This window comes from Rhodococcus tibetensis, from assembly GCF_024438035.1.
GTDB lineage: Bacteria > Actinomycetota > Actinomycetes > Mycobacteriales > Mycobacteriaceae > Rhodococcus_F > Rhodococcus_F tibetensis.
The window spans coordinates 263,897-277,170 of sequence record NZ_JANFQF010000002.1 but is presented as its reverse complement, the minus strand read 5'-3'; the positions used below and the strand labels follow the sequence as shown (position 1 = coordinate 277,170).

The window sequence follows — 13,274 nt, the reverse complement described above, 5'->3', positions numbered from 1 at the left end:
CCATCGTCACTCCTCTGGCGTTGCTGAGTATTGGCATCCGATACAGTCTCCGGAGCTCTCATGCAGCGACCGCCTACACATAAACGGGCCGCCGGGGCACCGCAGCACCGTCCGAGGCTGCTCGTTTTCAGCCTTCGGCCCGGTTTGCGCCACGTAACGATCGGAGGTGATAACGGGACAGACGGGTCGACCGACGGCGGGAACTCGGTTCACCCATTCGCCATATCTAACTACGGCCGCTTGTCCAAACCTCTGTTGGGACAGGCCTTCTTGCGAAAACGATGAAACTATTCAAGGTCGGAGAAAATGAACCACTACAAAAGCAACGTGCGTGATATCGAGTTCAATCTGTTCGAGGTACTCGGGATCGGTGAGCTATTGGATGCCGGCGCCTACGGAGACCTCGACACCGACACCGTGCGCAACATCCTCGCGGAGGTCGCGAGGCTGGCCGAAGGCCCGGTCGCCGCGTCCTTCACCGACGCGGATCGGCATCCTGTCGAATTCGATGCACCCAACCACGCGTCGTGGTCCCGGAGCCACTGCGCAAGACCATCGAGGCCGTAAACGAGGCAGGTTGGTCGCGGCTCGGCCTACCGGAGGGCATGGGTGGTGTACCCGCTCCCGCGCCGTTGGTCTGGGCGATCAGCGAGATGCTGGTCGCGGCAAACGGATCCGCAAGCTTCTTCAACATGGGTCCAGTGATGGCCAGCGTGCTCTACAGCGTCGGCACCGATCAGCAAAAACATTGGGCCAAAGAAGGATTCGAGCGCGGTTGGGCTGGAACGATGGTGCTAACGGAACCGGACGCCGGATCCGATGTCGGCGCAGGCCGTACAAAGGCGATCGCGCAGGCCGACGGTACGTGGCACATCGAGGGCGTCAAGCGGTTCATCTCCGGCGGCGACGTCGGAGATACTGCTGAGAATCTTTTCCATCTGGTGCTTGCCCGCCCCGAGGGGGCCGGTCCCGGAACCAAAGGGTTGAGCCTGTTCTACGTTCCGAAGTTCCACTTCGACTCGGAGACACTTGAACTTGGAGAGCGAAACGGTGTGTACGTCACCGGCGTCGAGCACAAGATGGGCCTCAAGTCGTCCCCGACCTGCGAACTCACCTTCGGGGCAACGGACGTTCCCGCGGTGGGCTGGCTCGTGGGTGATGTGCACAACGGTATCGCCCAAATGTTCCAGGTCATCGAGAATGCCCGGATGATGGTAGGCACCAAGGCAGCCGGAACACTGTCCACCGGCTACCTCAACGCCCTCGCCTACGCCAAAGAAAGAATTCAAGGTGCGGACCTCACCGCACTGACAAACAAAACCGCACCCCGTGTGGCCATCACCCACCACCCCGACGTGCGACGCAGCCTGGCGATGCAGAAGGCCTACGCCGAAGGGCTCCGAGCGGTCTACCTCTACACCGCCGCACACCAGAATGCCGATGTCGCCGAGTTGGTTTCCGGCGCAGACGCCGAATTGGCCGCTCGGGTCAACGACCTACTGCTACCGATCGTCAAAGGTGTCGGGTCCGAGAAGGCCTACGAACTGCTCACCGAGAGCCTGCAGACTCTCGGCGGCTCCGGTTATCTACAGGACTACCCCATCGAGCAGTACATCCGCGATGCCAAGATCGACACCCTCTACGAGGGCACCACGGCAATCCAGGCGCAGGACCTCTTCTTTCGAAAAATCGCCCGCGACCGTGGCGTTGCACTCGCACATGTGGCCGGTCGGATACGAGAGTTCATCGACAGTGACGCCGGCAACGGTCGACTCAAGGCCGAACGGGTGCTGCTCGAGACCGCGTTGACCGACGTACAGGAAATGGCCGGGACGTTGACTGGCTATCTGATGGCTTCCCAGCAACAGCCGTCCGAACTGTACAAGGTGGGGCTCGGCTCGGTGCGATTCCTATACGCAGTGGGGGACCTGCTCATCGCGTGGCGACTGCTGGTGCAGGCCGAAGTCGCGTTGGCAGCCTTGGACCGCGACGCGTCGGCAAACAACCGGCCGTTCTATCGGGGCAAGGTTGCCATCGCGTCGTACTTCGCCAAGAACATCCTGCCTATCCTGGCTTCAACGAAGGACATCCTCGAGACCCTCGACATCGAAATCATGGAGCTGGAGGAAGAGGCGTTCTAGTTGCATGAGGCATGAACATTGGTGACGCGACGCCGGCGGGACGCGGCGGGCGGTCGTCCTCCGCGTCTTGAATGCGGTCATTGACAATTGTCGTGAACGTTCATCGACGGCGGCGCGTCGTTGCTGCTCGGCGGTGTATTCGCGGGAGTAGAACAGTTCTTCGGCGAGGATGCGGTTGTAGCGTTCGACCTTCCCGCTATGTTTCGTGTGTATGCGGTAGTGCCGCGCTTCCCGAGGCGGCGCGACTCGATACCGTCGATCAAATTTGGACCGACAGGTTCCCGAAGAGCTTCCGATCTTGTGGCGCCGACATGTGCCCGCCGCACCGACTCGTCAACCGTACGAAGGAGGATCATGACCGCCGCCGTCCCCAGCAGCTCACGCGCCGCCCGTCGCGTGTGTACCTCCGCCGACAGCAACGAGAGAACGCAGCGACATGGTTCGCGATTGCCTGCCGTGTCGATCACATTGGGGCGTTATGGGCGGAATCATGTCGGATCCCACGGTGATCGTTCGAGACTGTTGAGCTCATCGAGAACCTGGTCGACCGCGGTGGTCGGGATACGGAAGTCTTGGCCTTTCGAAGCACGGAGGCAGTCGCGTAAGTAGGCGGGCATGGCGAGTTCACGCTCGAGGTCTGCTGCGGTTCGGTTGCCCACGTTCTCCACCTGCCCCGAGCGGGCGATGATCAGAACCGCACCACGTAGCGGATTCGGGAAGAGGCCTGGCAGTGCGACATTCACGGCCACGACTGAAATTTCAGAGACGTGCCGTCGCCGCGCGTCGACGCCTCATTCATCTGGACCTGTCGTCGGTCGGACGAACCGCCGCCGACCAGTTAACCGGTATCGGGGCCCACACCCTGACCCTTCGCGGATGTATTCCGGTCGGGCGGCGACCGGTTTCGGAGCCAAATCCGACCACCGATGCAACCGACACGGACGCAGATCCGAGCTGAGCCTATGCGGGTTACGTTCGAGGGTCTCGACGGCATCAGTGAAGCAACGCGACAACGTCTTCGTCGAGAAATCCCTTCAGGCCACAACTGAAAGCATAGTTATCGTCACCTGCGACCATGTGACCGGCCCCGGTGACGTAGATCAGTGTGGCGGTCGGGATCAGCTCGAGCAGTTTCTTGGATCCTTCCCCGCTGACCACATACGACTGCTTGCCACGAACGAGCATCGTCGGAACGGTGACCGCGGCCACGGCGTCCCGCGCGCGTTCGTAGCGCACGATCGAGTCCGCTTGGCGAGTGGGTTTTCAAGGCCACTGCGCATGAAAGCCATGATTTCCGCGGTACCGGCGGTTTCGATTTTCGGTGCGATATCGACCAGGACCAAACCGCGAGCGAGATCGGGATTTTCCCCTTGCCCGATCAATGACGTCATACCGCCCATCGAGGCACCGACGAGCACCGGCTTCTCCCTCAGTTCGCCGATGATCGATGTCCCGTCGGCGACCAACGCGTCGATGCCGTAGTCCCCGTCCGGTGCCCACTGGCTGTCCTGCCCACGCGCGTCCAGAGCGATGGCGGACCAGCCGTCCGCTGCGAGGCTGCGTCCGGTGTTTCGCCAGGAATGCCGGTCCGCCCGCCGCCGTGCAGCAACAGAACCAAGCCTTTTCTGTCGGTCCAGGCGATTTCCTGGATCTGCCCGACCATGGTCGCCAATCGGATGACGTCGACGTTCGCCAGGATCGACGCAACGAGTGCGGCGATCTGGGTGTACCCGGTCGGGTCCGGGATGACCGACAGTGAGAGCGCTCACCCCGTCGCAATGCCCAGAACCAGATTGACCACCGTCGCCGGTTCGAGCACCCACAGCACAGTCGAGGCCGCCGACAGCGCATCGGCGGGAACCGATGTCAGCGCGGCGATTTGGCCGCCGAGGGTGGCGGATGCGGCCGACAGCTGGGGCAAGTCTTCCGATGCCCCGGCCTTCGAAAGCACCTCGGAGGGGCTATGTTCGGGGCCACCACACAATTCCTAAGATCTTGGTGATGACACGTCGTCCGTTCGAGGGAGCACGATGGTGAAGACCGCTCCGCCGCCGTCTGAGTTGTGAGCAGAGATGACCCCATCCATTGCGGTAACGAGCCCATGCGCGAGCATCAATCCGAGACCGTATCCGTCAACCGGCGCACTGGGTCCAGTTGTGCCACCGGCCCGTGCGAATGGAGTGAACAACCGCGGTAAGTACTCTGCGGCGATCCCCGGTCCGTCGTCGATGATCTCGATGCTGACTTCTGTCGGACTCGGGGTCGCGACGACGCATACGTTACCGTCGCGGCGTCCGTAACGAATGGCGTTACCGATGATGTTGAGGAGTATCTGGTGGAGTCGCCCCCGGTCCGCCCTCACCGTGACCCCGGGTTCGATCAAGAGTCGGATTGAGACGTCCCGATCGGAGATTGCGGATGACAGCAGCGGCACTACCTGGCGGACAGCCTTATCGACTGCGACCGACTCCACGTGCAGTGGAAGAACGCCGGCTTCTGTTCGACTGATATCGAGGACATCGGTCACCAGATCGAGCAGGTGGTCGGCCGCGAAGTTGATTCTTGCGAGTGCTTCCTGGCGCCTGGGCGCGTCGAGATCGAGGGTCGCCAGCAGTTCGGTGAACCCCTTGATTGCTTGGAGGGGAGTGCGCACTTCGTGACTTACCGACGTGAGCAAATTCGATTTCGCGTTGCTGTGTTCCTCTGCGATCTGCCTCGCCACTTCCGCTTCGTGGCGTGCCCTTCTATCGATCTCGGCAGCGAGTCGCTCGGTCAGGTCGATGAGGTTGAGCGCGAGTCTCGACGGTAGACCTTCGCGACTGCGTATTACGGAGATCGTGGCCTCGACCGGTCGTAGCTGGCCTTCTTTGCACTGCAGATGCATCTGCTGGGTGACACAGTCGGCTGCGTGCGAGAGAAGTTCGGCCTGAATGCGTGTCGAGGTACCCGAATCGACGTGTAGGACCGCGTCGAGGGGGAGCCCGACCAGCTCGTCGGGGCGGTAGCCACTCAACCGTGCAAATGCGGCATTGACTCTCTCGAACCGCTGATCGAGCTGCAATAAGGCCTCCCCCAGGGGGTTGTCGTCGAATGACCGACGAAAAAGTTCCTCGCTCTCGACGAGCTCTCCGAGCAGACGGCTGTGTTCGATGGCCACGGATGCGAGGTAGGTGAATCGGTTGACCAGCCGACCTTCGCGGTCGCTGGGACGGTGTGGTTGACCGTGATATACCGCGAATGTGCCGACTATCTCGCCGCTGGGGGCGGAGATCGGAGATGACCAGCAAGCGACGAGTCCGGAGTGTATTGCGGCGTCGCGATAATCGGTCCATCGCTCATCGGTGCGAACGTCGACGGCTACTACTGGTTTCCCGAGGAAGGCGGCTGTGCCACAGGAGCCGGCTTTCGGCCCTGGCCGAATCCCATCTATCGAGCGAAGGTAGACAGCCGGGAGATTCGGTGCGGCGCCGTGACGAAGTGCTGATCCCGTAGCATCTGCGATCAGGATTGAGCACCGCGCACCGGGCATCAGATCCTCGAGAGCGACGATGACCGCATCGAGTGTTTCCTTCAGCGGAGCGGCAGCCGCCACCAGCGCGAGGACTTCTATTTGTCGCTGCAGCAGGACGGATGCATCTGATGGTTCCAGGTCGTCGTCGCCGATCTCTGCCGGTCGGGTTCGCATCGTCATCTCCTGCGGGGTAACACGTCAAATTGATAGCCGACGCCTCGTACTGTCCGAATCACAGGGGCGACGAACTCTTTCCCGAGTTTGTTGCGCAGACGATGAATATGCTCTGTGACGGTGGCCTCCCCCAGCCATTCCGCAGTCTGCCATACAGTCTCCAATAGCTGGTGCCTTGTGAACACCTGCCTGGGATGTGTCGCGAGGAACGACAGCAAATCGAATTCTTTGGCGGTGAGTTCGACTCGCTCTCCCCCGATCGTCACCTCGCGGCTGGTGACCTCAATCTGCATCGGCCCGACTGTGAGAACCTCAGATGCGGTGAAGTATCCGGCGCGTCGTAGAAGTGAGCGCACACGTGCGGCCAGCTCACCAGGAGAGAAGGGCTTCACCAGGTAGTCGTCCGCGCCGAGATCCAAACCAATGATGCGGTCGGCTTCACCGCTACGTCCAGAGAGGATGATTACCGGGACCTCGCGAGGGATCCCGGCGCGACCGCCGCGAATTGCCCGCAGGACGTCCAACCCCCCGACAGCTTGCAGGGAGAGGTCCAGCACTATCAGCGATGGCACCTCACGCGACATGATCTGAAGCGCCGAGGCGCCATCGTTAGCCTCGGTCACGTCGAATCCGGCATCTTTGAGCTGCCAGCGCACGACGGTTCTGATGCCGTCGTCGTCATCGACTATGAGTATTCGACGACCCGAGAGGCACTGAGTGGTTGCGGCACGATCAGGATCACCATATGGCGAAGTGTTCACCCGTGTGACATTGCACGCATTGTTCCGTGATCGCTAGTCCACGTTCAGTAAATGCAGTGTTCGAAGGGTCAATCTGTTGAGATCCCGTTGATAGCCTCCGGTATGCCGGTGTGACCTCGGAGCGGCCGGTGGCGTCGGCAACGTTCGCTGGGCTGTCCGCTCCGGGCGAGTCGCTGTGCCGACAGCCCCGGTGACCGCGACCTCAATCCGGGGCGAAGACCCGCAGTCCCTCCACTGCAAATCACGTCTCCGACCGGTCCGCTGCGAAACGCGCGTACCAGCGCAAAGTGTCGGGGTCGTCGACAGAGTCCATACTCACAGCATTCTCCAGTGCCCTGCCGGTCAGCAGCTTTTTGATCGGGACTTCAAGCCGTTTCCCGTTTAGGGTGTGCGGCACGGCGGGCGCTTCGACGATCTCGTCAGGGACATGACGGGGAGTTAGGCGGGTCCGAAGCGTTCTCACGATCTTTCGTTTGAGCTCGTCGTCGAGCGCGTGCCCGGGGGCCGGAACGACGAACAGGCCCAGCCAGTACCCCTCGTCAGGCTGGTCGACCCCGATCACCAAGGTCTCGGTGATCTCCGGCATGTCCTCGAGCACGTCGTAAAAGTCGCTGCTGCCCAACCGGACGCCCTGCCTGTTGAGCGTCGAGTCCGAGCGGCCATGGATCGTGACGCTGCCGTCGGAGTGCATCGTCACCCAGTCTCCGTGCCGCCAAACACCCGGCCAGGTCTCGAAATACGAGTCCGTGTACCGCTCCGCATGAGGGTCATTCCACAGGAACACCGGCATCGAGGGCATTGGCTGGGTGACTACGAGGTCACCCACTTCGTCGACAACAGGGACGCCGTCATCGCGCCAGGCCGCGCAGTCAACACCGGCGAGCCGACCACCGATGCGCCCTACACGGACTGAGGCGTACTCGTTGGCGCCGACGAACGAGCCGGAGATGTCGGTGCCACCGCTGGTGGAATCGATCCGCAGGTCCGGACCGACGTGCTCTAGCACCCAGCGGTAGCCTGCCGAAGGCAGCGCGGAACCGCTGACCATCACGTGCCGCAGCTGGCTCAGGTCGTGTTTTTTGCAGGGCGAAACCTCGGTGCCAGCAGACGCGGTCACAACCGCGGCGCCTAGCAGCATGACGTCCGCGCGGGTGCGCGCCGCGACATCCCATACCGCGCCTGCGGGATATCCTGGACTGCCCTCGTACAAGACGATGCTCGCGCCTTGACTGAGTGCGCCGAGCTGCATGTTCCACAGCGCCCAGCCAGTCGAAGTGTAGGTGAACATCCGCTCGCCCGAGCGCAGCCCACAATACAGTCCGGACCACTTCATGCCTTCAAGGGTGATCCCGCCATGGCCGTGGACCAGGCCCTTGGGCAGACCAGTGGTGCCAGACGTGAACAGCACCCAGAGCGGATGAGAGAATTCGACTTGCTCGAACTCGAGTGGCGCGTCCTGGGCGAGCAGCTCATTCCAGGGTGTTGAGCCCTCGGGGTGCAGCCGGTCGAACACGCACGGGACGTGAACGACGTGACGCAGCGTCGGGAGGTTCTCGCGCAGCTGTGCGACGACGTCGCTGCGATCGATCTCTTTGCCATTCCAGTGGTAGCCGTCCGTGGCGATCAGCACAGTGGGTTCAAGCTGCGAAAGACGGCCGATGGTGCCATCGGGCCCGAAGTCTGGGGAACAGCATGCCCATACTGCACCGACCGTGGCGGCGGCGAGGACTCCGATCACCGCGTGTTCGGTGTTTGGTAGGTAGGCACCAACGCGGTCGCCTGGCCGCACGCCCGCCCGCCTCAACCAACCCGCCACTGCGCCCACAGACCGCCGCAGCTGCGCGAACGTGATCTGACGGGCAGGCAAGCCGCCCTCCTGGACGCACACCAGCGCGGTTGCGTCGTCGGCGCCCCGACACAAAGTCTGCTGCGCCCAGTTGAGCCGCCCTTCGGTGAACCAGCGGGTGTAGGGCATGGGATCTGCAGTGCGTACCTGCGTCCACGGTTTCGAAAACTCGACCTCGTAGTAGTCGACTATGGACGTCCAGAACCGGTCAAGGTCCTGCACCGACCATGCCCACAGGGCGTCGTGGTCGCGAAAGGCTCTCCCCTCACGCTCCTCGAGCCAATTCAGATACGCGCGGAGAGCGGACTTCTCGATCCGAGCCGCCGTCGGGCTCCACACCATGTCTGACATCGCCCCCGCTTCACCCGGCAAGCGTCGATTGAGGTCTGCTGAGCGATGTTCCATGTGCCAAACATAGTGCGGCGCGCAGACTGTGAGCGTAGTTCACAGCGGCAGTTGACGGAGCGTTGAGGTGCAAGTGAGACCGCATTGAGCGGGACTGAGTATTCTCAGAAGAGAAGTATCTGCGTGGTAGTGGACCGTCACCTCTCCTGCTCCCTTCCTCGAACTGCCATTCGACGAGTGCGTCGATCTCGTCGATGATGCGTTGTTCGCGGTTGCAGGCGGGGTTGTGTTCGGTCATGCGGAATACTCTCTGATAGTCGCCGTGCAGTGATCGCCGGTATTGGAGCGTCGAGTGCCCCGGATCTCGATCTCTACGCCGTTGAATGCGGCGGTGCCCGAGAGCGAATCTGTGTCGATCTTCTCGTCAAGGCGTGCATCGAAGAATGTCCGGTCGACTGCATTCACGAAGAGCAATCGCATTGTGTATATCCACCCTGACGAGGGCGTAAATTGCGCTGAATGCGAGCCCGTATGCCCGGTCGAGGCAATCTGTCCGGCCGAAGACGTTCCCGCCCAGTAGTGAGCCGCCTACACGGAGGCCAACGCCGGTTTCTCCGAGGAGGTCGAACCCTCCTGTGGTGCGGCGCATTCGGCAAACACGACGATGATCCCGCGTCGTCGAGGCGCTCTCGGCACGCGAGGTGTAAAGACGCCCGACTCACATCGTGCGGGTGCTGTCACACTCGGCCTGATCACCGGTTCACTTTCCTGAGGGCAATTCGATGACAGCGCTCTGCAGTAGCCGTGCAGCTCCCCGACGGAACGCAGTTCCGAATCGGGGAGTCAGTCGAGCCCTGCAGCGAGAATGCAACAACGATCACGGCTTCACGCGTTGTTCTTCTTCTTCTTCTTCTGCTTGAACGCCGTCACCGCCGACACCACCAGCGTCGAGGGGTTGGCGTGGTCCGGGAAACGCGATTGCATGTGGGCGACCAGTTCGCGCGCGTTCTCCAGACCATCGACGTTGGCCACGAATTCCTGCAAATAGTCACGCGTTTCGTCAATGCAATCGGCCGGGTCGTCGAGTTCGGGGCGCTTGTGTCCGGCGACCACCGTGGTGGGGTTCAGCGAGGCGAGGTAGTCGACGCTGGCGATCCAGTTCGGCCAGTCGTTCCGGTTGGTCATCGCCAGCATCGGGTTGACACCGTTGTAGACCACGTCTCCGGCGATCACCGCTTGCAGGGTAGGGATATGGATGATTCCGGTGGGTGAGGTGTCGGCTTGCTCGATCTCGATGGCCAGCACTTCCGTGCCATCGACGGTGAGGACCAGGCTGTCGAGCGGTTCGGGTGCCACGGCGTTGTCGAGGGCCTGTCCCGCGAAGAAATCGCGGACGTAGGCGCGATCGCTGTCGAGGTTGGCCGCGATGGCCTTGGCCACGGCCGGTACCGCCACCGCGCGGGCTTGCGGGAACCGGTTCAGCAGCCGCTCGAGACCGAAGTAGTGATCGAAGTGTCCGTGGGTGATGAAGATGGTGGTCAGCCGCTTGCCGGAGTCCTCGATCTGCTCGATCACCTCGTCGACATCGGTGGCCAGGAACTGGGTGTCAACGAGTATCGCTTCGGTCGGCCCGGTGATCAGGGTGGAGGTGGTGGGTGAGAACCAGCCGCCACCGGGCAGTTCGAACGCTTGGCAGGTATAGACGTCGATCGCCAGGTCGCTCATGCGGATTCGCCTCCACTGATCACGACGCGTGGCGGATCGACGACCTGCACTGCGCCTTCCCGCCGGATTGTGTGTGTTTGATATGTCATCAGTCGTGCTTTCTGTGAATTTTTGCTTGGGCAGGGTTGTGGTGATACGCGCTAGTTCATTCGGCTGGAAGTTGTGATGGCCAACGCAGAGATTTCGAGGCCGCTCATCCGATTTCACCTGCATGTATCGCCTCGGCCAGCGAATGGACGCGGCTGAGATGATGGGCGCCGTAAAAGTCGGCCTCGGTCAGGCGCTGCTGGTCAGCGGTGGACAATTCGGGGTGGGCGAGCGCAGCCGCGACGATGCGGCCATGCATCCAAGCCCCGACGAGAAGGCTTAGCATCGTCAGATAATCAACCGATGCGGCGTAGGCGTCACGAGGATTTGTCGCCGCGTGAGACAGGAGTGTCTCGGTGGTGTCACGCACGGTCTGCAGGGCACGATCGAGTCGTTCCGCCGTACGCGCTGCCACCGGGTGCTCAATCACCCGAAGAGGCCCGACGCTGGAGTCGATCCGATCGAACAACCGTCGCGCAGTTACTCCCCCATCTCGAATAAGCTTGCGGCCGAGCAGATCATTCGACTGGATAGCGGTAGTGCCCTCGTAGATCGGCATGATCCGAGCATCGCGATAGTGCTGCGCCGCACCCGCTTCTTCGATGAAACCCAAGCCGCCGTATACCTGGAGTCCGTCGGAGGCGATGCGCACGGCTTCCTCGGTGAACCAGGCCTTGAGGATCGGCACACAGAATTCGGCCAGCTCCGCGGCGTCGGGCGAGTCGGTGCGCTGCCAGCGGTCGAACCACTCGGCAACCTGCATCGAGAAAGCGCGCATCGCCGAAATAGAACTCGACATCGACGTCAGCAGGCGAGCAACGTCGGGATGCTCGGCGATAGGGGTACCCGACGGTCGTCCGACCACTGTGCCCTGCACTCGCTGCCGGGCATAGTCGCGAGCCTGCTGGTAGGCGAGGTCCGCCAGCCCAAGCCCCTGCAGACCGATGCCGATGCGGGCGGTGTTCATCATGACGAACATCGCCGAGAGGCCGCGGTTCTGATCTCCGACGAGATAGCCTGTCGCGTCGGCATAATCCAGCACACAGGTAGGACTGGAATGAAGGCCGAGCTTGTGCTCCAGGGAAAGAGTGGTGACGCGGTTAGGTTCACCGATACCGCCTCGGCCATCGGGGAGAAACTTCGGCACCACGAACAGCGACAGCCCGGCCAGTCCCACGGGAGCATCCGGGGTACGAGCGAGCACTAGATGCACGATGTTCTCTGTGAGGTCGTGATCTCCCCAAGTGATGAAGATCTTCTGCCCTGTCACTGCCCACGTACCGTCCTCGTTGGGGCGGGCGATTGTGCGGATTGCGGACAGATCCGTACCGGCATCTGACTCCGTCAGGTTCATCGTGCCCGTCCACTCCCCGGACACCATCTTTGCGAGATACACGTCCTTCAGGTCCGGGCTTGCGGCCGAGTGCAGCGCCGCGGCTGCACCGGTCGACAACAGCCAGCACACCGAGAACGCGGGATTGGCTGCAGACCACAACTCCGAGACCGCGTTATAGAGGAGGAATGGCGCGCCTCCGCCGTCTATCGCGGGATCGAGGCCGAACCCGACCCAACCGGCCTCGGCGAAGGAACGGTACGCCTGCTTGTACCCGACCGGGGTCGTGACAGCACCATCGGAGAGCACGCTGCCCGCACGATCACCGACAGTATTGAGCGGATGCAGCATTTCGACGGCGAAATCCGCTGCTGTAGTAAGGACTGCAGCAGCGTCGGCGGTTTTGATTTCGCCGTTCGTCACGGTCTCGAGAATGTCTGTGCCGAGGACCTCTGTGTAGAGGAAGTCGTATTGGGCAAGTGGTGCTACGTACACGGCAGAAATCCTTCTAAAATGTGAGGCCGATGGTTGTGCTCAGACCGCCGTCGAGCGGGATGACCGCACCGACCACGTAATTCGAGGCACGAGAACTCAGGAAGATCGCAGTCGCAGCGATGTCGGCGGGCTCACCGATCCGACCGACCGGGGAGGCGCCTTTCAGCTGATCGCCGACCTCAGCCAACATCGCAGCCGTCATTTTCGACGGGAACGGACCAGGCGCAATGGCATTGACCAGAATCGACGGCGCGAGCTCCGCGGCCATGTGGCGAGTGAGGTGGTGGAGGGCGGCCTTGGACGCCGAGTAGGAGAAATTGCTGACGCCCGGCACTGCAAGCCCGTCGATCGAGCCGATGTTGATCACGCGGGAAGGGTCATCTTGGTTGGACGCCTTCTCCAGGAGCGGACGCGCCATCTTGGTCAATGTGAATGGTGCCTTGACGTTGGCGGCGAGCACCCTGTCCCACGCGGAGTCGGGGAACTCGTCAAAGGGTGCACCCCAGGTTGCACCGGCGTTGTTGACCAGCACGTGAAGGCTCGGCTCCCGTGCCCCGATCGCGTCCATCAGCGCGGCACACTGTTCCTCGCTGGATACGTCGCACGGAATGGCATGCACCTCACCGAATTCCGAAAGGTTTCTCGCAGCCTCGGCACACGCGGCTTCTTTACGGGAAGAGATGTACACCCGGGCGCCTGCCCGTAGATAACCCTCGGCGATCATGTAGCCGATGCCACGAGTACCACCGGTGACCAGAACCGTCTTGCCTGAAACTGCGAACAGTTCGGGGAACATGACGTCCTTTCCGAGAATAATGAGGTGGTCTACGCACACCCTTCCCCGCAGAGTAGAGAA

Annotated in this window: 11 protein-coding genes and 2 pseudogenes; 2 read left to right on the top strand and 11 right to left on the bottom strand. The window is 62.0% G+C overall.

Translation table 11 applies throughout. The features are described from left to right. Positions 1-306: 306 nt before the first annotated feature. Positions 307-2,141: pseudogene (locus tag NOF53_RS04015) on the top strand (acyl-CoA dehydrogenase). Positions 2,142-2,629: 488 nt separating this feature from the next. Here the strand turns inward: NOF53_RS04015 and NOF53_RS04010 are convergent. The 8 genes from NOF53_RS04010 to NOF53_RS03975 form a co-directional block, all read right to left on the bottom strand. Then, a complete protein-coding gene (locus NOF53_RS04010; RefSeq protein ID WP_255965817.1) occupies positions 2,630-2,890 on the bottom strand; it encodes a hypothetical protein in 261 nt (86 codons plus the stop codon). Between the two features lie 244 nt (positions 2,891-3,134). Beyond that, on the bottom strand, positions 3,135-3,377 hold the full coding sequence (locus tag NOF53_RS04005) for an alpha/beta fold hydrolase (protein WP_255965743.1): 243 nt from the start codon (positions 3,375-3,377) through the stop codon (positions 3,135-3,137). Continuing rightward, positions 3,260-3,910 (bottom strand): alpha/beta fold hydrolase, encoded by a 651-nt coding sequence (locus NOF53_RS27870; protein WP_374212560.1) that lies wholly within the window; start codon positions 3,908-3,910, stop codon positions 3,260-3,262. Before NOF53_RS27870 ends, NOF53_RS04005 begins: the two co-directional genes overlap by 118 nt. After that, positions 3,907-4,092, bottom strand: a complete 186-nt coding sequence (locus tag NOF53_RS27865) for a hypothetical protein (protein WP_374212559.1) — start codon at positions 4,090-4,092, stop codon at positions 3,907-3,909. Before NOF53_RS27865 ends, NOF53_RS27870 begins: the two co-directional genes overlap by 4 nt. A gap of 36 nt (positions 4,093-4,128) precedes the next feature. Continuing rightward, on the bottom strand, positions 4,129-5,832 hold the full coding sequence (locus NOF53_RS03990; RefSeq protein WP_255965741.1) for a sensor histidine kinase: 1,704 nt from the start codon (positions 5,830-5,832) through the stop codon (positions 4,129-4,131). After that, positions 5,829-6,587 carry a response regulator transcription factor gene (locus NOF53_RS27670; protein WP_255965739.1) on the bottom strand — a complete coding sequence of 253 codons (759 nt, stop codon included), beginning with the start codon at positions 6,585-6,587 and terminating at the stop codon, positions 5,829-5,831. Before NOF53_RS27670 ends, NOF53_RS03990 begins: the two co-directional genes overlap by 4 nt. Before the next feature lie 241 nt (positions 6,588-6,828). Further along, positions 6,829-8,805 (bottom strand): acetoacetate--CoA ligase, encoded by a 1,977-nt coding sequence (locus NOF53_RS03980; RefSeq protein ID WP_255965737.1) that lies wholly within the window; start codon positions 8,803-8,805, stop codon positions 6,829-6,831. A 267-nt stretch (positions 8,806-9,072) separates the two neighbouring features. Beyond that, positions 9,073-9,243 (bottom strand): hypothetical protein, encoded by a 171-nt coding sequence (locus NOF53_RS03975; protein ID WP_255965815.1) that lies wholly within the window; start codon positions 9,241-9,243, stop codon positions 9,073-9,075. Between NOF53_RS03975 and NOF53_RS03970 the strand changes: the two are divergent. Further along, positions 9,184-9,355, top strand: a pseudogene (locus NOF53_RS03970) (ferredoxin family protein); the annotation flags it as partial. The gene NOF53_RS03975 and the pseudogene NOF53_RS03970 overlap by 60 nt on opposite strands. Before the next feature lie 308 nt (positions 9,356-9,663). Here the strand turns inward: NOF53_RS03970 and NOF53_RS03965 are convergent. The 3 genes from NOF53_RS03965 to NOF53_RS03955 all read right to left on the bottom strand — a co-directional run bounded on the left by NOF53_RS03965 (position 9,664) and on the right by NOF53_RS03955 (position 13,214). Next, positions 9,664-10,503 (bottom strand): MBL fold metallo-hydrolase, encoded by an 840-nt coding sequence (locus tag NOF53_RS03965; protein ID WP_255965736.1) that lies wholly within the window; start codon positions 10,501-10,503, stop codon positions 9,664-9,666. 193 nt (positions 10,504-10,696) lie between these two features. Then, complete coding sequence (locus NOF53_RS03960; RefSeq protein ID WP_255965734.1) at positions 10,697-12,418, bottom strand: acyl-CoA dehydrogenase family protein; 1,722 nt, start codon at positions 12,416-12,418, stop codon at positions 10,697-10,699. A 13-nt stretch (positions 12,419-12,431) separates the two neighbouring features. After that, positions 12,432-13,214, bottom strand: coding sequence for an SDR family oxidoreductase (locus NOF53_RS03955; RefSeq protein WP_255965733.1), 783 nt, complete (start codon positions 13,212-13,214; stop codon positions 12,432-12,434). Positions 13,215-13,274 lie beyond the last annotated feature (60 nt).